The organism is Streptomyces sp. NPDC005706 (assembly GCF_040631045.1).
GTDB lineage: Bacteria > Actinomycetota > Actinomycetes > Streptomycetales > Streptomycetaceae > Streptomyces.
Map to the genome: position 1 here is coordinate 555,116 of NZ_JBEXYS010000001.1, position 16,680 is coordinate 571,795.

The window sequence follows — 16,680 nt, forward strand, 5'->3', positions numbered from 1 at the left end:
CTCACTCCACGCCCCTGATCCGCCTCACCAGCACCGCCCCCGCCAGACCGATCACGGCCGCCACCAGGTACAGCACCCGGTAGCCGCCCAGGTACGTCACGATCGGCGCGGCGAGGGCGGGCGCCGCGACCTGCGGCAGCGCGTTGGCCACGTTGATCACGCCGAGGTCCTTGCCGCGGTCCAGCGCCGTCGGCAGGACGTCCGTCATCAGCGCGAAGTCGACCGAGGTGAACACCCCGAAGCCGACCCCGAGGACCGCCGCGGCGACGATCGCGCCGGGCCAGGTCTGCCAGACGGCGAGGGCCGCCGTCGCCACCGCCATCAGCACGCCCGACCAGATCACGAACGGCTTGCGGCGCCCCGTGCGGTCCGACCACACGCCGCCCACGACGACCGTGGCGAGCAGGGTCGCAGCGTTCACGGCCGTCAGGATCAGCACGCCCTCGTCGGGATCGCCGTGATGGAGGCGGTCCCGCAGGTAGTACAGCAGGTACAGCAGGACGAGCGCGTTGCTGAGGTTGATCAGGAAGCGGGTCAGCCAGGCCCAGCCCAGGTCCGGGTGGCGGCGCGGGCTCAGCCAGAAACCCGCCAGGAAGGCCCGCCAGGACCAGACCGGCCGGTCCGCCCCGGCCAGCCGCGGATCCTCGTACCGCAGCACGTACGGCAGCACACCCACCACCGTGAACACCGCGCACGCCGCGTACCCGGCCCCGGTCCCGCCCGCCGCCGTGGCCAGACCCGTGCCCCCGACCACGCCCAGGATCTGGGCCGCGCCCAGCCAGCCGCCCACCACGCCCCGCCGGCCGCGCGGCACCCGGTCGGGGACGGCCGCCGTCACCGCCGCGAACGCCGCGTTCAGGGTGAGCTGCGCCAGGCACCAGCCCAGTGCCATCGTCCACACCCCGCCCGCGCCCGCGAGCAGCAGCAGGGAGAGCGCGCCGCCCGCCGCGCCGGCCACGATCCACGGGGTACGGCGGCCCCGGCGGGCGGTGGTGCGGTCGGACAGGGCGCCGAAGAGCGGGTTGGCCAGCAGTGAGACGACCGCGCCCGCGCCGGTCACCCAGGCCAGGACCGTCTCCTTCGGCATCCCGGCGCCGGGCGCGAAGTCCTTCGCCTGGGAGGCCAGCAGGATCTGCAGCGGCCCGAACCAGCCCACCCAGATCGCCCCGTTGGCCAGCGCCAGCGCCGCCGTCCAGCCCGGTCGGAGCGGCTCGACGGGCTCGGCCAGGGCGGCCGACGCGGCGGCGGTCATCTCTGTGCCCGCAGCACGTCCCGGAACCAGTGGTAGGAGGCCTTCGGGGTGCGCTTCAGCGTCTCGTGGTCCACGTGCACCAGGCCGAAGCGGCGGGCGTATCCCTCCGCCCACTCGAAGTTGTCCATCAGCGACCAGACGAAGTAGCCGCGCACGTCGACACCCGCGTCGAGAGCCGTGTGCAGGGCGCGGATGTGGGCGTCCAGGTAGGCGATCCGGTCCTGGTCGTCGAGGCCCTCGTAGGAGCAGCCGTTCTCGGTGATGACCACCGGCGGGAGCCGGTCGCCGTACCGGTCGCGGAAGCCGGTCAGCAGCTCCGTCAGCCCCTCGGGGACCACCGGCCAGCCGAAGTCTGTCACCGGCCGGCCCTCGATCGGCCGTAGCGAGAAGGGGAGTTCGGCCGGCATGCCGATACCGCCGAACTCGGTCGCGGTGCCCTGCGGGGCGCCCACCCGGGACGGGGCGTAGTAGTTGACGCCGTACCAGTCGACCGGCGCGGAGATGACCTTCAGGTCGGACTCCACGTCCCCCGGCATCAGTTCGCCGACGCCCTCCGGATACGCGCCCAGCAGGACCGGCTCCGCGAACAGCCGGTTGAGCAGCAGGTCGTAGAAGCCCGCCGCCTCCAGGTCGGCCGGGTCCCCGGAGGCCGGCCGGACCGGGCCGTGGGAGTTGGCGATGCCGATGTCCGCCGCCCCGGCGGCGCGCAGGGCCCCCACCGCGAGGCCGTGGGCGAGGAGCTGGTGGTGGGCGACGGGGAGCGCGTCGAACAGCAGCTTCCGGCCGGGGGCGTGCACGCCGAGTGCGTGGCCCAGCAGGGTGTGCTCGGCCGGCTCGTTGAGCGTGATCCACTTGGTGACCCGGTCGCCGAGCCGCCCGGCGACCAGGGACACGTACTCGGCGAACCGGGCGGCCGTGTCCCGCTCCAGCCAGTCCAGCCCGGCGGGCAGGTCCCAGTGGAAGAGGGTGGGCACGGGCCGCACGCCCGCCGCCAACAGCTCGTCCACCAGCCGGTCGTAGAAGTCGAGGCCGCCGGGCGAGTTCACCCGGGGCCACGACACGGAGAAGCGGTACGCGTCCACGCCGAGGCCGGCCAGCAGCGCCACGTCCTCCCGGTAGCGGTGGTAGTGGTCGCAGGCCACCGCCGCCGTCGAACCGTCCTTCACCCGCCCCGGGCCGGCCGTGAACACGTCCCACACGGACGGCTCCCGTTCCTCGGCCGCCCCCTCGATCTGATGGGCCGAGGTCGACACGCCCCACAGGAAGCCGGCCGGGAAACGGGGGATCGCCTTGCCTGCGTCAGTCGCCATGGCCCGGATCATCCGTACCGCCGGTAACGGAAGTCAACGCCCGGGCCCGAACTGGCGCGAGCGGCCCGCCTAGGCCCCCTCCTTCAGCACCCTTGTGATCAACTCCCTCTGTTCTTCCGTCAGTCGGGGGTCGGCCGCGTAGACCGTGCGGCCGTCCACCGTGATCTCGTAGGCGAAGCCGTCCGGTACCCCCGCCGGTGGCGTGGGGCTGCCGGAGGCCAGGACCCGTTCGGCGAGGGACCGCCACTCCCGGTCGTCGGGCCGGGCCGAGGTGTCCACCTCGGCCCGGCGCTCGATGCCCGCGAACCCGCCCGTGCGCCGTACCTGAATACGCATGGGTGTCTGTCTAGTACGGAACTACAGCGTCCGCACCCCGACCTGGTCCCAGGCCTTCCGCACGGCCTCGAGTTCGTCGCCGGAGCCGTACCGCTCGCGGGCCGCCTTGACGGTCAGCGTGGCGAAGTCCGTGAACAGGGCCTGCTGCTTCAGCTCGCCGCCGGTCAGCACGTCGTACCAGAGCTGCCCGGCCTTCTCCCAGGAGTGGCCGCCCATGGCGGTGGCGACCAGGTAGAACGCGTGGTTGGGGATGCCGGAGTTGATGTGCACGCCGCCGTTGTCGCGGCCGGTGCGGACGTAGTGCTCCATGGTCGCCGGCTGGGGGTCCTTGCCGAGGTTCGGGTCGTCGTACGCCGTGCCCGGTGCCTTCATCGAGCGCAGGGCGGTGCCGTGCACGCCCGGGGCGAGCAGGCCCGCGCCGATCAGCCAGTCGGCCTCGGCGGCGGTCTGACCGAGGCTGTACTGCTTGATCAGCGAGCCGAAGACGTCGGACAGCGACTCGTTGAGCGCGCCGGGCTGGCCGAAGTAGGTGAGGTTGGCGGTGTGCTGGGTGACGCCGTGGGTCAGCTCGTGGCCGATGACGTCGACCGGGATGGTGAAGTCCAGGAAGATCTCGTTGTCCCCGTCCCCGAACACCATCTGCTCGCCGTTCCAGAAGGCGTTGTCGTAGTCGGTGCCGAAGTGCACGCTGGCGTCCAGCGGCAGGCCCTCGCCGTCGATGGAGTTGCGGCCGTAGGCCTTCAGGTACAGGTCGAAGGTGGCGCCGAGACCCGCGTAGGCGCGGTTGACCGAGGCGTCCGTGCCGGGCTCGGAGCCCTCCTCGCGGACCTTGGTGCCGGGCAGGTCCTGCCGGTGCCGGGCGTCGTAGACGGTGCGGTGCGGCCGGTCGGCGGCCGCACCGGCGGGCGGGGCGACTGCGGGCGCGCCGAGCACGGTGGTCAGGCGGCGCTTGGTGCGCTGGAAGGCGTCGTGCTCCAGGGACCGGCGGGCGGGACCGGAGACCGCGGAGTCCTCGGCCTGCGCGAGCCGGTCGAGGACGTGCGGCGGGACGATCGTGCAGAAGACGGGCTCGTAGCCCCCGTTGGTGGTCATACCCGGCACCATCGCACTCCGTGACACCACTGTCACTACTCGCAACCATGATTGGTGAAATACCCGGACATCCCACGTCGCACAGCGTCACGGAGTGGTAAGAGATGAGGGTCGGTGGGTGGGATTGCGCACTCTATGTCCGAATAGTCCCGGCGGTCCCGCATACTGGGACAGGCCCGCGCATCCGGTGCGGCTCGGCTAGGCTGCGGAGCATCATGCGTTTCGGGCTGCTTCTCCTTAGCTGCCGCGGCGAGGGCCTGTAGACAAGGCCGACCCCCTCCCCGCGGAGCTCTGGCGTTGCGTTGTCGGCCGTCCAGTCGGACATCCGGACACTCTGAGGAGCCCACGCATCATGGCCAACCGCCAGCAGCCCAGTTCCATGCCGATCCACAAGTACGGCCGCTACGAGCAGGTCGGCATCCCGGACCGCACCTGGCCGGAGAAGCGGATCACCGTCGCCCCCCGCTGGCTCTCCACCGATCTGCGCGACGGCAACCAGGCCCTGATCGACCCGATGTCGCCCGAGCGCAAGCGCCGGATGTTCGACCAGCTGGTGGCGATGGGCTACAAGGAGATCGAGGTCGGCTTCCCCGCCTCCGGCCAGACCGACTTCGACTTCGTACGCTCGATCATCGAGGAAGAGGGCGCGATCCCCGAGGACGTGACGATCTCCGTCCTGACCCAGGCCCGCGAGGACCTGATCGAGCGGACCGTGGAGTCCCTGAAGGGCGCCAGGCGGGCCACCGTCCACCTGTACAACGCGACCGCTCCGGTGTTCCGCCGGGTCGTCTTCCGCGGCTCCAAGGACGACATCAAGCAGATCGCCGTCGACGGCACCCGCCTGGTGATGGAGTACGCCGAGAAACTGCTGGGCCCGGAGACGGAGTTCGGCTACCAGTACTCCCCGGAGATCTTCACCGACACCGAGCTGGACTTCGCGCTGGAGGTCTGCGAGGCGGTGATGGACGTGTACCAGCCGGGCCCGGGCCGCGAGATCATCCTCAACCTGCCCGCCACGGTGGAGCGCTCGACCCCGTCCACGCACGCCGACCGGTTCGAGTGGATGCACCGCAACCTGTCCCGGCGCGAGTACGTCTGCCTGTCCGTCCACCCGCACAACGACCGCGGCACCGCCGTCGCCGCCGCCGAGCTGGCGCTGATGGCCGGCGCCGACCGCGTCGAGGGCTGCCTGTTCGGCCAGGGCGAGCGCACCGGCAACGTCGACCTGGTCACCCTGGGCATGAACCTGTTCTCGCAGGGCGTCGACCCGCAGATCGACTTCTCCGACATCGACGAGATCCGTCGTACGTGGGAGTACTGCAACCAGATGGAGGTCCACCCGCGCCACCCGTACGTGGGCGACCTGGTCTACACGTCCTTCTCCGGCTCCCACCAGGACGCCATCAAGAAGGGCTTCGACACCATGGAGGCCGACGCGAAGGCCAGGGGCGTCACCGTCGACGACATCGAGTGGGCGGTGCCGTACCTGCCGATCGACCCCAAGGACGTCGGCCGCTCCTACGAGGCCGTCATCCGCGTCAACTCGCAGTCCGGCAAGGGCGGCATCTCCTACGTCCTGAAGAACGACCACAAGCTGGACCTGCCGCGCCGGATGCAGATCGAGTTCTCGAAGCTCATCCAGGCCAAGACGGACGCCGACGGCGGCGAGATCACGCCGAAGGACATCTGGGCGACCTTCCAGGACGAGTACCTGCCCAACCCGCAGAACCCGTGGGGCCGCATCCAGGTCCGCACCGGTCAGTCGACCACGGACACGGACGGCGTGGACACGCTGACCGTGGAGGCGACCGTCGACGGCGAGGACACCGTCCTGACCGGCTCCGGCAACGGCCCGATCTCGGCCTTCTTCGACGCCCTGCAGTCCGTCGGCGTCGACGTACGCCTGCTGGACTACCAGGAGCACACGATGAGCGAGGGCGCCTCCGCGCAGGCCGCCTCCTACATCGAGTGCGCGATCGACGGCAAGGTTCTGTGGGGCATCGGCATCGACGCGAACACGACGCGTGCGTCGCTGAAGGCCGTCGTCTCCGCGGTGAACCGCGCGGCCCGCTGACCCCTCCGACCGGGCTTTTCGGGGCCCCGGCCGCCGTTCACGGCGACCGGGGCCCCGTCGAATATCGGCCATCGCACCGGGCAGGTCACGGAAAGGTCTCGTACGGGGTACTGACTCAGGCTCCGGGATGTGGCTAACATCACGCAAGCGCTGCGATGTTGCCGCGCGGTTACGGAGGTGCGACGTGCTGCCAGTACGGGGACGAGACGGCCGTGCCGCCAGGGCTGCGCGCATCCTGGGCACCCGCACCGCGTGGACGCCCGTGGGGGACGGCGAGTTCTACTGCCCGGGCTGCGGGGGCGACCGCAACTACCAGCGGCTCTCCGGCCGCCGCCGCCTCACCCTCCTCGGCGTGCCCCTGCTGCCGCGCGGCGCCACCGGGCCGGTCGTGGAGTGCGCCGCCTGCGCCCACCACTACGGCACCGAGGTCCTCGACCACCCCACCACCCGCCGCTTCTCCGCGATGCTCCGCGACGCGGTGCACACCGTCGCCCTCGCCGTCCTCGCCGCGGGCGGCACCTCCTCCCGCACGGTCCTGGAGACGGCCGCCGGCACCGTCCGCGCCGCCGGCTTCCAGGAGTGCACCGAGGACCGGCTGGCCGCCCTGGTCGAGGCGCTCGCCGCCGACACCGGCCGGGTCCTCGGCGGGCCGTGCGGCGCGAGCCTCGCCATAGAGCTGCACGAGGCCCTGGACCCGCTCGCCCCGCACCTCGCCCCGGCCGGCCGCGAGTCCCTGTTCCTCGACGCCGCCCGCATCGCCCTGGCCGACGGCCCCTACACACCCGCCGAACGCGACGCCCTCACCACCGTCGGCGCCGCCCTCACCATCTGCGCCGACGACGTGGCCCGGCTGCTGGCGGCCGCGAGGACGCCGTCGTAGAGTCCAGGCCCGGGCCGGGGGCCGGCCGGCGCACCGACCGCCGCGGCCACCGGTTCAGCACAGTGGCGTCAGGGGGAGCCGGTGGGCAGCCGAGCGGTACTCGTCGCGGTCGAGACCTACGAGGCCGGAAGCGCGTGGGAGCTGGACGGCCCCGTGCGCGATGTCCTGGCCCACCGCGCCTGGCTCCTGGAGCAGGGGCTCGCCCCCGACGCGGTCACGGTGCTCGCGGCGCCCCTGCCGCACAGCAGTGACCTGCTGACGGACCACGGCGTCGACTGGCGCGCGGCCACCCGGGAGAACGTCCACCGGGTTCTGTTCCGCGAGGTGGCCGAAGAGTCCGGGGACTGGCTCTACGTGGCCTGGTCCGGGCACGGGCTCATCGACATGGACGGACACCGGCGCCTGCCGTACCTCGACGCCACTCCCGGGGACCTGCGCAGTCTGGATCTGGAGGCCGCGCTCGCCGCGTTCCGCTCGGACGTGGCACCCGGGTTTCCGCGGCAGCTCTGGGTGATCGACACCTGCCAGACCTTCGTCGACGCCGCCGCGTCGGCCTACGCCCTGCGCCCCGACCCGGTGCCCCGGGGCCGGCTGCGGCACGTGTCCGGGCAGCGGGCGCTGTTCGCCTGCGGGCCGGGCGGAACCACCGCCAACCGCCCCGACGAGGAGCCCGGGGAGCTGCGCGGGCCGGCGGACGGCGCGCGGCTCGTGCGGGCCGCCGGCCCCTTCAGCGCCGCCGTCCTCGATCTGCTGCGGGCCCACCCCGGATGGGCGACCGACACCGAACCTCTGACCGCGGCGCTGCGGCAGGAGTTCCGCGCCGGCGCGCACCGCAGGCCGGGGGCGCGGTCGCCCACCTCGCTCTGGTTCGACGACGCCGGCCGGTCGAGCCGTACCGAGGTGACCCGCGCCCGCGCGCGACGGCGTCTGTCGATCGCGGACCAGCGCAGGCTGTACGAGGCGCTGGCCGCCGTACCGGTGATGCGGGACCCGGGACTGAGGGCCGCCGTCATCACCCGCCTTCCTCCCGAGATCTGCTCGTCGGTGCCGCGTTCCCCGGTCATGCGGATCGAGATCCTGGAACTCCTGGGCACCTGCGCGCTGTTCGAGAACGGTCTGGGTCATCTCTGGGGCGCCGTCTCGCTGTTGGACGCCGGCACCGACGCGCGCGACGACCTGGAGGCCGTACTGCGGGAGTTCCCGGAGTGGTACAGCGGCGCACCGGAGCAGGACACGGAACGACGGAGCTGAACCAGGCGCGCTCTCACAGGTACAGCGGGTCGAGATCGGCGTCGGCCCGCTCCCAGGCCTGAGCCCGCAGACACTGCGGATGCCCGGCTCCCAACGACTCCTCGATCCGCTCGGCCGCCTGGCGGTGCAGGTCGGCCGCCTCGTCCGACAGACCCAGCGCGCGCAGGCTCGTCGCGAGATTCGTCTGTGCGGTGAGAGTGAGCGGATGCGTCTCGCCGCGGTGCTCCCGCAGCCGGGCCAGGACCTGGGCGTCCAGGGAACGCGCGCGGTCCGGGTCGCCCAGCGCGAAGTGGACGCCGGCCAGGTTCATCTCGGTCAGCGTGGTGAAGGGATGGCCCGCGCCCAGCGTGTCCGCCAGTTGCGCCAGGGCCCGCTCGAGCAACGGCCCGGCCCGGTCGGGCTCGTACAGCCCCAGCAGTGTCACCGCGTGGTTGACCACGGCGCAGAGCGTGTGCGGATGCCGGGGGCCGAAGAGGGCCTCGAGGACCCCGAGCGTGCGCTCGCTGAGCAGGACCGAGTCCCGCGACCAGCCCGCGTGACGCAGGTCGACGGCGTGGTTGACGGCGGCGCGCAACGCGTCGGGGTACTCCGCGCCGAAACGGCGGGTGAGCGTTTCGAGGGCGTCGTCCGAGTTTCGTTCCGCCTCGGCGACCCGCCCCGCCCTGCGCAGGACGACCGCCAGCCGCGTGACCGCGAGAGCCGTCTCCGGGTGGTCCTCGCCGAACACGGCGCGGACCCGTTCCACGTGCGTCTCGGACAAGGACAGCGCCTGCGCGTACTGGCCCAGTTCCAGGCGGTCGAGCGCCACCGAGGCCAGCGCGCCCAGCGTCAGGGGGTGATCGTCTCCGTACATCTCCGCCGCCTGCGACCGCGTTTCCTCGGACACCTCCAGGGCCCGGGCGAAGTCGCCGCCCGCCCGCAGACTCACCGCGAGGGCGGAGGCGCACTCCAGGGTGAAGGGATCCGTGTCGCCGAATTCCCGCGCGGAACGTGCGTGGATGTCCGTGTCCAGCCGCAGCGCGCCGCCGAGGTCGCCGCGTGCGCGCAGGTCATCGGCGGCCAGAAGCTGGGTGCGGAGATACTCCTCCCCATCTGCTTCCGCCTCCTCCAGGACGGCGACCATACGGGCGGTGAGCCATGCGGCGTCCTCGTGACGTCCCGCGCTCCGCAGCACCCGGTGCAGGTGCTGCCCGAGGAACAGCACCCGGATGTCCGCCTCTCCGAACCGCTCCCGCCAGTGCGCGTACACCCTCTCGGTAAAGTCCAGAGAGGTGTCGTGCGCGCCCCAGTGGAACAGGAACCGGGCCACCTCGTACGTCAGTTGCCGCACGTAGGGGTCGGACGACTCCCAGGCCCGTGAGGCGAGCACGTGGGGGTACAGCGCCTGGAAGGACGGCCATCGGCCCGGATCGGCCGGCTCTCCCGGCAGGTTGTCGGCGAGCACCAAGTGGGCGGCGTGCCGGAAAAGCTCCTCCTCGGCCGGGGTCATGCGGTTGCGCAGCACGGTCTGGACGAGCCGGTGCAGCTGGATCGAGTCCGCGCGGTGGTCGATGCGGGCGAGCGAGTAGCGATTGATGTCCCGAAGGGCCCTGCCGAGCCGGAGGGGGTCGCCCAGGACGGCGTCGAGCTCCGCCGTGATGTGCTGCCGGCCGCGCTGCCGGAGGAACGACCGGGGGATCGGATCCGCGGCCAGGAACGAGCAAAGTCTCAGCAGGTGCACTGCTTGGGGGCTCCTCGTCTCCAGGTGGTCGAGGGAGATGTCCCAAGCCCTGGCGACCGCCTCGGGGTACGACGGCGAAGGGTCGGACATCTCCAGGATCTCGGCGCGTTGCTGCTCGAAGATCGCCACGTACTCGTCCACCGACATACCTGTTTCCGCGACCCAGGCCGAAGCCTGCTCCACGGCCAGGGGCAGGTCCCCGAGGAGCTCCGCGATCCGGTCGGCCTCCTGCTCGGTGGCCCCGGGGCCGCTGCGCCGGAACAACTGGACGCTCTCCTGGCGGGTGAACACGTCCACCTCCACCGAGTGGGCGACGGCGCCCCAGCTCGGGTTGCGCGAGGTGACGATCACGGAGCCCGGGCCGTTCGGCAGATAGGGCCGGACGAGGGACGGGTCCTCCGCGTTGTCGAAGACCAGCAGCCACCTTTGGAACGGCCGGCCGGTACGGAGGGCTTCCAGCACGAGAGACACGGCCCTCGGGGCATCCGCGTGCTCGGTCAGTCCCATTCTCCGGGCCAGTTCGGTGAACGCCGCTCTCATCCGGGTCTCGTCCTCGGCGGGCACCCACCACACCAGGTCGTACTCGGCGGCGTGCCGGTACACGTACTCCAGGGCGAGCTGGGACTTGCCCACGCCGCCCATCCCGTGCAGCGCGTGCGGCAGCACCGCCGCCACCGGGTCCGAATACAGCCCCGCCCTCAGTTCGTCGAGCAGTTCGCCACGGCCGGTGAACCGGGGGTTGCGCGGCGGCACATACCCCCAGACGGCAGGTCTGGGGACGTAGGGCTGCCGGACGGGTCGGCCGCCGTCGTCCTGTCGGGCATCGGACGCGCCGGGCGCGGCGGTCCCTCGTACGGTCTCCTCTTCCCCTTCCCCGTCGGCTTCCCCCTCGGCGTCCGACGCACCGCCCGCCCCCTGCACGGCCATCGGAGCGGCGTCCACGGACGGCGCCGCCCCGGACGAGCGCACATGCCGCACCGTGCCGTCCTCCACGGCGTCCAGCGCGCTCGCCCGACGCGCGTGCGGACCGCTCAGGGCGTGCAGCACCGAGCGCTCGACCGCCCGGAAGTCCTGGTCGGCGTCATCGGCCTGGACGACGAACGACCGCTCCCCCTTGAGATAGCGGAGCAGGTCCCGGGCCGCGGCACTGCGCGGCGCGAGCAGTTCGGCCGTCTGCTCGATCACCTGCTCGGTGGCGCTCCGCGTGCCGTGGGCCAGCAACTCCTCCCGTACGCCCGGCCCGAACCGGTACTCGCACCGGCCGTCGTCGTACCACAGCACCGGCGAGACGAGCCCGCCGAGCAGGAACTCTGCCATGTGCTCGGCGTGCGTGCCGGGAAGGGTGCGCCGCTGGACCTCGGTCATCGTGGACAGTTCGAGCGGCGCGGCCGCTATGCGCGTGGCGAGCTGGAAGGCCTCCGGGGAGGCCCAGCCGCGGAAGGCGGCGACCTTCTCGAAGGCCGTCGCCGCCCGCGGCACGGACGCGGGCTCGGCCGGGGCGGCGCCCGTGAGGACGGCGCCGAGCACCAGCTCGCGCGGGCCGTCCCCGGCGACGAACCGGGACCAGGGCGCCAGCCAGGCCGGGTGCGGCTCCAGCACCGGTACCGGCACGGTGTCCTCGGGGCGGGAACGCGACCACAGCAGGGCGGAGACCGCCTCGGCCGGTTCCCAGCCGGGCCGCCACTGTGCCGCCCGGCCGCCCGCGGTACGCAGCCTGACCAGGTAGGGGTGGAGTCCGGTGCGGTGCCACAGGCGCTGGGGCAGCATGTGCAGCACCGCCACCGGCTGCCGCCGGCCCCACAGCGCGAGCAGCCGCTGGGCCGCTCCCGAGCGCCAGGCGGGAGCCGTTCCGTCGGTGAGGACGAGCACAGCGGTCCGTCCGGCGGGATCGACAAGGCTGCGGGGCGGGACACGCCGCGCGCTGAGGTAGGGACCGGGCAGGGACACCCCGGCCTGGCCGGCGACGGAGGCGTCCAGGGCCAGCTCCGTGACGTCCCGGAAGCCTCCGAAGCGCCGGGTCGCCTCGGTCAGGCGCGCCACGGCCGGCCGCCAAACGGCCATCTGCGGCGCGGTGTCCACCAGCAGGATCACCCGCCAGCGGCGCTCCGGTGAGGGGCGCAGCACGGGCGGCAGGAACGGCGCCAGCGCCAGCCGGTCGGCGGTGGCGTCCTCGTCCAGCTCGTTCGTGTGCGCCGAGGGCACCGCGGTGCGGAACGGGCGCAGGGCTCTGCCGACGGCCCGGCCCTTCGGCCGTCGCTCACCGGACCGCGGAAGGAGCCACGACACCTTGCGCGCACCGGCACCCGGGGCCGGCCGGGAACCGTCCGCGCCGCCGGCACCGTCCGCGCCCGGCTCCCGCGCCCGCGGCTCCGCTTCCTGTGCGCCGGGCTCCGGCCCGGTCCCGTCGGCGTGGGGATCCGCGCGGTCCCGGTGCGGCTCTCCCGCCCCAGGACGGGCCCCCGCCCCGGGGCGGGCGCGCGGGTCCCGCTCGCCGCGCTTGCCGCCGCCGGGCCGGCGGCGGGCGGACGGCACGGTGAGCCACGGGTGCTCGCTCGCCAGCCAGAGGGCATCGGCGAGCTCCCGGGGCTCGAGGCCGGAGGGCGACGGCAGCCCTGACGGGCCGTCCGCCACGCGTGGTCCGTCCCGGCCCCGCTCGTCGCGCTCCCCGGGCACGGCGTCACCGCTCACTCCGGCGCCGCCTCCTCACCGCCGAGCGGGTGCCACACGGACTCCAGCAGGGCCGTCCACTCCTCCGCGGCGGCCGGGCTGTCGAGGTTCTCGGGGAAGTGCCCCGCGGCGATCAGGTGCACCGCGTTGAGCAACTGGTCGGCCGCCAGACCGCCCACCCGGTCACTGCGTCTCATGAACTCCTCGATCAGCCGGTCCTGCCGCGCTCCCAGCCGGTCGCCGAAGTGCGCGGCGACCATCTCCCCGAGCGCCGCCGCGTCCGGCTCGGGGATGTCCAGGCGCAGGCACCGGCGCATGAACGCCTCGGGGAACTCCCGTTCGCCGTTGGAGGTCATCACGATGACCGGGAAGGCGTGGCAGCGCACCACCCCCGAGGAGACGGTCGCCGTCTGGCCCGGGTCCGCGGTGTGGACGACGGCGGTGGGCTCCTGCGTCTTCACCCGGATCAGCGGGGGAATCTCGTAGTAGCCGTCCTCGAACAGGGTCAGCAGGTCGTTGGGCAGGTCGATGTCGCACTTGTCGATCTCGTCGATCAGCAGGACCCGCGGCAGCCGGTAGGGCAGCAACGCCGTTCCCAGCGGTCCCAGTTGGACGTAGTTCCCGGTGCTGGGCGCCTCCGCGGGCCGCGACGCCGCGTGACCGGCCTGGGCGCGTCCGATCGCGTCGTACTCGTACAGGCCGGCGGCCAGGGTGGTCCGGCTGGTGACGGCCCACTGCAGCACGCGGCCCAGGCGCAGCTCACTGGCGATGCGGTAGGCGAGGCCGGACTTGCCGACGCCCGGACGTCCGGTGACCAGCAGGGGCCGGCGCAGCAGCAGGGCGGCGTTGACCAGACGGACCTCGTCGTGGCGGGGGAGCCGGTGGACCGAGGTCCGGCCGAGCCTGCGCCCGGCCTCCTCGTCGTCCGGCGGGGCGGGCATGGCCGGCGGGGTGCCGAAGGTGCGCCATGGCGGTCCGGCCGGCCATGTGCGCTGCTCGTAGGGCACCTCGGGCACGGGTACGCCCGTCCCTCGGTACAGAGGCCCCGGCGGCCGCGACCCCGGCTGCGGCATCATGCTCACTCGGTCCCCCCTACGAACGTGGCGGGAGCACTCGGGCCCCCGTCGAGCAGATGATCGGGGTTGTCCCAGATCAGGCCCATCGACCGGATCGCGGTGAGGTCGTGCGGCGCGGGCCGGCCGGACGCGGCGTCGATCCGCCACTGCTGCGCCAGCCGGCGCAGACCGCGCAGCCCCTCGCCGGCCGGCATCTCCCGCACCGCGGCCGGCCAGGCGTCCGGTACCCCTCTCTCGCGGGGATACAGCAGCATCGGAACGCCCAGCTCCAGCGCCAGCACCAGTTCCTCGGCCCCCAGCTCGCCCTTCCGCATCGGGGGCGCGCACAGCAGCAGGCCGATCACATCGTGGTCGCTGCCCACCGCGACGTCCAGCCGCCCCAGGTGGGCCGCGTCGGCGACAGCGGGGTCGGAAGGGCACTGGTACACCGTGGTCCCGGTGCGCGGCCCGTCGCCGGCGGCCGCCTTGTAGTGGGCCCAGCGCGCCCGCCACGCCCGGTGGAACTCCTGGCGCTGCACCCGCTCCAGACTGTGCAGGGACACCCGGTACTGGCTCAGCAGCGGTTTGGGGAAGCGCCGTGCCGGATCGCGGTCCCACCACTCGACCGGCTCGGTCAGCAGTTCCAGCGGGAGGAAGAACTCCAGGGCCACCTCTTCCGAGCGGTCGCGCCACTGCGGGGCCATCCTGCTCAGCAGCCCGGAGACGCAGGCGCCGAGCTGCGCGCGGGTGACCGGGGCACCGGAGTCGGTGCCCGGCTCCCGGTGGAGGGCGGGGGACTCCCAGTACTTGACGCAGGCCGACACGTGGTAGCGCTGGGACCGGGGTGCGCGCCTGCGCGCCCCGGCGGCCTGTGGCCGCTGGTCGGGCGCCACGCGGATGTACACGCGGATCTCCGGGCGGCGCGGTCTCGCCGGGCGCGCCGGTTCGGTGCCGGAGCCGGGCGGCGCCGTCCGCAGGCCGGCCCGCAGGGCGAGCAGGCCGTCGTCCTCGTGCAGCAGCCCCCACTGCCGCGCGAAGTGGTCGTTCCAGCGGACGATCTCCGTGGCACAGGGCGCGAACTCAGGGAGACACGCCAGGTGTTCCAGCAGCACCATGGACGGCGGCAGGCCCGACGCCGGGGAGTTGAGGTCGGAGAGGTGCACGAACGCCTGCCACGGGGTCGTGCAGTACGGGGGCAGCACCCGCCGGCCGTCGGTCACGCGGGACACCATCGCGGCCAGTTCACCCGGCTCCAGCTGCCGCTGGAGCGCCTCGCGCAGCGGGGCCCAGCTCCGGGTGCCGTGGACGGCGTGCGCCTGCCACTCCTCCAGCAGGGGCTGGAGGTGCCGGTCCAGCGCGGGCGCCACCAGCTCGGTGGCCTGCCTCAGGGGCGTGAGGGCGCCCTTGCGTACGACGCACGCGCGGACGACGCTCACCAGCTCCTGACGCGGCACGGCGTACGACTCCTCGGGCAGACCGTCGACCGCGTCCCGCAGAAGCTGCAGCCACAGCCGGCGCCCGTCCTCACGCATCAGATTGGCGTCGGGGTCCTCGAGGACCGCCACGATCTCCTCGATGATGCGGAGCTGGTCCTCGTTCAACCGGTGGTGCGTCGCCACGCGCGTTCCCTTCGTACATGTCCTGGTACGAACGCGGGACGCCGCACCCGGCGGCGGGCCGGCGCGCATGTCCCGTCAACTGGCTCACAACGACCGTACCCAGCGGAGCGGTTGTGTGCCTCAGGATGGAGCGACCCGGTCGAGGACGTCGTCGAGCACCGTCCAGAGGGTGTCGTTCGACCAGTAGGCGCTGTGCGCCGCCGAGACCGGCTGCCGGTTGTCGACCTCCACGTCCGTCACCCCGCCGGAGAACACCTCGGACGCCCGGTACGAGAGCAGGTCCCGACGGTCGTAGACGTTCACCCAGAGCGGGAAGCCCCGCGGCAGCCCGCTGCCGTACGGACGCGAGGGGAGGGCGTCCAGCTCGTAGAGCAGCGGTGCCTGGGAGCCGACGGTGACCAGGGCCCTGACCTGGCGGGGGCGGGCGCCGGGGCCCGTCTCCGCGCCGTCCAGCAGCACCCCCGAGGCCAGCAGGTCGAAGGAGATGATCCCGCCCAGGCTGTGGGCGAGCACCACGACCGGGCCGGACTGGGCGCGCACCCGCTCGGCGACCAGAGCGCGGACGGCCTCGCCGCGGACCAGGTAACTCACGATGTCGCCGACGAAGCCGACGGATTTGCCGCTCAGCGCGGTCCGGTGGGCGACCGCCAGCCGGGAGCCCAGCACGTTCTCGAAGAGCCGGGCGGCGAACCGGGCCCCGGCGGCCAGGGCTTCGCCTACCCCGCGGTCGTCACCGCCCAGCGCCCCGGTCAGCCGGTCCACGAGGGCGTCGCGTGCCGCCGCCGGCACCCGGCCCGGGTCGCCTCCCTGGTGCAGGGCGTGTGCCACCAGGGCGCGCGCCGTGAGCCTCGGCAGCACGGACGGGGACCCGCCGTCCGCCGCGACCGCCCGGCGCAGGTCCGCCGCCGCGGCCAGCTCGGCCGCGGCACGGGCCAGCGGCAGACCGAGGCCGGCCTCGGTCCACGCCCCGTCCGCGGCGTCCGATGAGGGCAGCGCGGCCAGCGCCTCCAGCAGCTCGTCCCCCGGCGCGGCGCCCCCCGGTACGAACGGCGCGGGCCCGGCTGCGGTGGCCGTACCGGTGAGCGCGGACAGCCGCAGCTCCGCCAGCGGGTCGGCGTACAACAGGGCCCATCGGGCCACCTGTTCGTCGTCCGGGCCCGGAGCCTCGGGCCCGCGGCCGCCCTGCTGTGCGAAGCCCGGGATGGACACTCCTCCGTCACGCAGATACGAGCCGAGGGCGGAGCCCCAGTCACACGGCTCGACGCGAACGTCCGGACGACGCGCGGCGACCGCCTCCCGGACCCGCCGCAGCGCGTCGCCGTAACCGGGTTCGCGTACCCCGGTGCCGTGCACGAACAGAAGTGTCACCATGCGCGTCTCCCCCTTCGGCCCCGCGGGACCTCACGAGCCGGCGGTTGCTCCCC

The 16,680-nt window shown here is 73.4% G+C and carries 11 protein-coding genes; 3 read left to right on the plus strand and 8 right to left on the minus strand.

Going from position 1 to position 16,680, the window contains the following annotated elements; translation table 11 throughout:
• Position 1: 1 nt before the first annotated feature.
• From ABZ478_RS02450 to ABZ478_RS02465, 4 genes are all read right to left on the minus strand, one after another.
• Positions 2 to 1,252: an MFS transporter gene (locus ABZ478_RS02450; RefSeq protein ID WP_359544644.1), complete on the minus strand. Its 1,251-nt coding sequence runs from the start codon at positions 1,250 to 1,252 to the stop codon at positions 2 to 4.
• The gene (locus ABZ478_RS02455) at positions 1,249 to 2,562 is read right to left on the minus strand and encodes a GH1 family beta-glucosidase (RefSeq protein WP_359544645.1); all 1,314 of its coding nucleotides are present in this window, start codon (positions 2,560 to 2,562) and stop codon (positions 1,249 to 1,251) included. The genes ABZ478_RS02450 and ABZ478_RS02455 overlap by 4 nt, the downstream gene beginning before the upstream one ends.
• 69 nt (positions 2,563 to 2,631) lie before the next feature.
• On the minus strand, positions 2,632 to 2,898 hold the full coding sequence (locus tag ABZ478_RS02460; protein ID WP_358927307.1) for a protealysin inhibitor emfourin: 267 nt from the start codon (positions 2,896 to 2,898) through the stop codon (positions 2,632 to 2,634).
• Between the two features lie 21 nt (positions 2,899 to 2,919).
• A complete protein-coding gene (locus ABZ478_RS02465) occupies positions 2,920 to 3,990 on the minus strand; it encodes a M4 family metallopeptidase (protein ID WP_359544646.1) in 1,071 nt (356 codons plus the stop codon).
• 352 nt (positions 3,991 to 4,342) lie between these two features.
• Between ABZ478_RS02465 and leuA the strand changes: the two genes are divergently transcribed.
• The 3 genes from leuA to ABZ478_RS02480 all read left to right on the plus strand — a co-directional run bounded on the left by leuA (position 4,343) and on the right by ABZ478_RS02480 (position 8,195).
• The gene (gene leuA / locus ABZ478_RS02470; RefSeq protein WP_359544648.1) at positions 4,343 to 6,064 is read left to right on the plus strand and encodes a 2-isopropylmalate synthase; all 1,722 of its coding nucleotides are present in this window, start codon (positions 4,343 to 4,345) and stop codon (positions 6,062 to 6,064) included.
• A 184-nt stretch (positions 6,065 to 6,248) separates the two neighbouring features.
• Positions 6,249 to 6,944, plus strand: a complete 696-nt coding sequence (locus ABZ478_RS02475; protein ID WP_359544649.1) for a TerB family tellurite resistance protein — start codon at positions 6,249 to 6,251, stop codon at positions 6,942 to 6,944.
• 81 nt (positions 6,945 to 7,025) lie between these two features.
• On the plus strand, positions 7,026 to 8,195 hold the full coding sequence (locus ABZ478_RS02480) for a hypothetical protein (protein WP_359544650.1): 1,170 nt from the start codon (positions 7,026 to 7,028) through the stop codon (positions 8,193 to 8,195).
• Between the two features lie 13 nt (positions 8,196 to 8,208).
• On the opposite strand, the gene fxsT is transcribed toward ABZ478_RS02480, so the two are convergent.
• The 4 genes from fxsT to ABZ478_RS02500 all read right to left on the minus strand — a co-directional run bounded on the left by fxsT (position 8,209) and on the right by ABZ478_RS02500 (position 16,627).
• Entirely contained in the window at positions 8,209 to 12,603 is a 4,395-nt protein-coding gene (gene fxsT / locus ABZ478_RS02485) for an FxSxx-COOH system tetratricopeptide repeat protein (RefSeq protein ID WP_359544651.1), read from the minus strand.
• Positions 12,600 to 13,598 carry a MoxR family ATPase gene (locus ABZ478_RS02490; RefSeq protein WP_359544652.1) on the minus strand — a complete coding sequence of 333 codons (999 nt, stop codon included), beginning with the start codon at positions 13,596 to 13,598 and terminating at the stop codon, positions 12,600 to 12,602. Before ABZ478_RS02490 ends, fxsT begins: the two co-directional genes overlap by 4 nt.
• A gap of 62 nt (positions 13,599 to 13,660) precedes the next feature.
• A complete protein-coding gene (locus ABZ478_RS02495; RefSeq protein WP_359544653.1) occupies positions 13,661 to 15,256 on the minus strand; it encodes a hypothetical protein in 1,596 nt (531 codons plus the stop codon).
• A gap of 120 nt (positions 15,257 to 15,376) precedes the next feature.
• Complete coding sequence (locus ABZ478_RS02500; protein ID WP_359544654.1) at positions 15,377 to 16,627, minus strand: hypothetical protein; 1,251 nt, start codon at positions 16,625 to 16,627, stop codon at positions 15,377 to 15,379.
• Positions 16,628 to 16,680 lie beyond the last annotated feature (53 nt).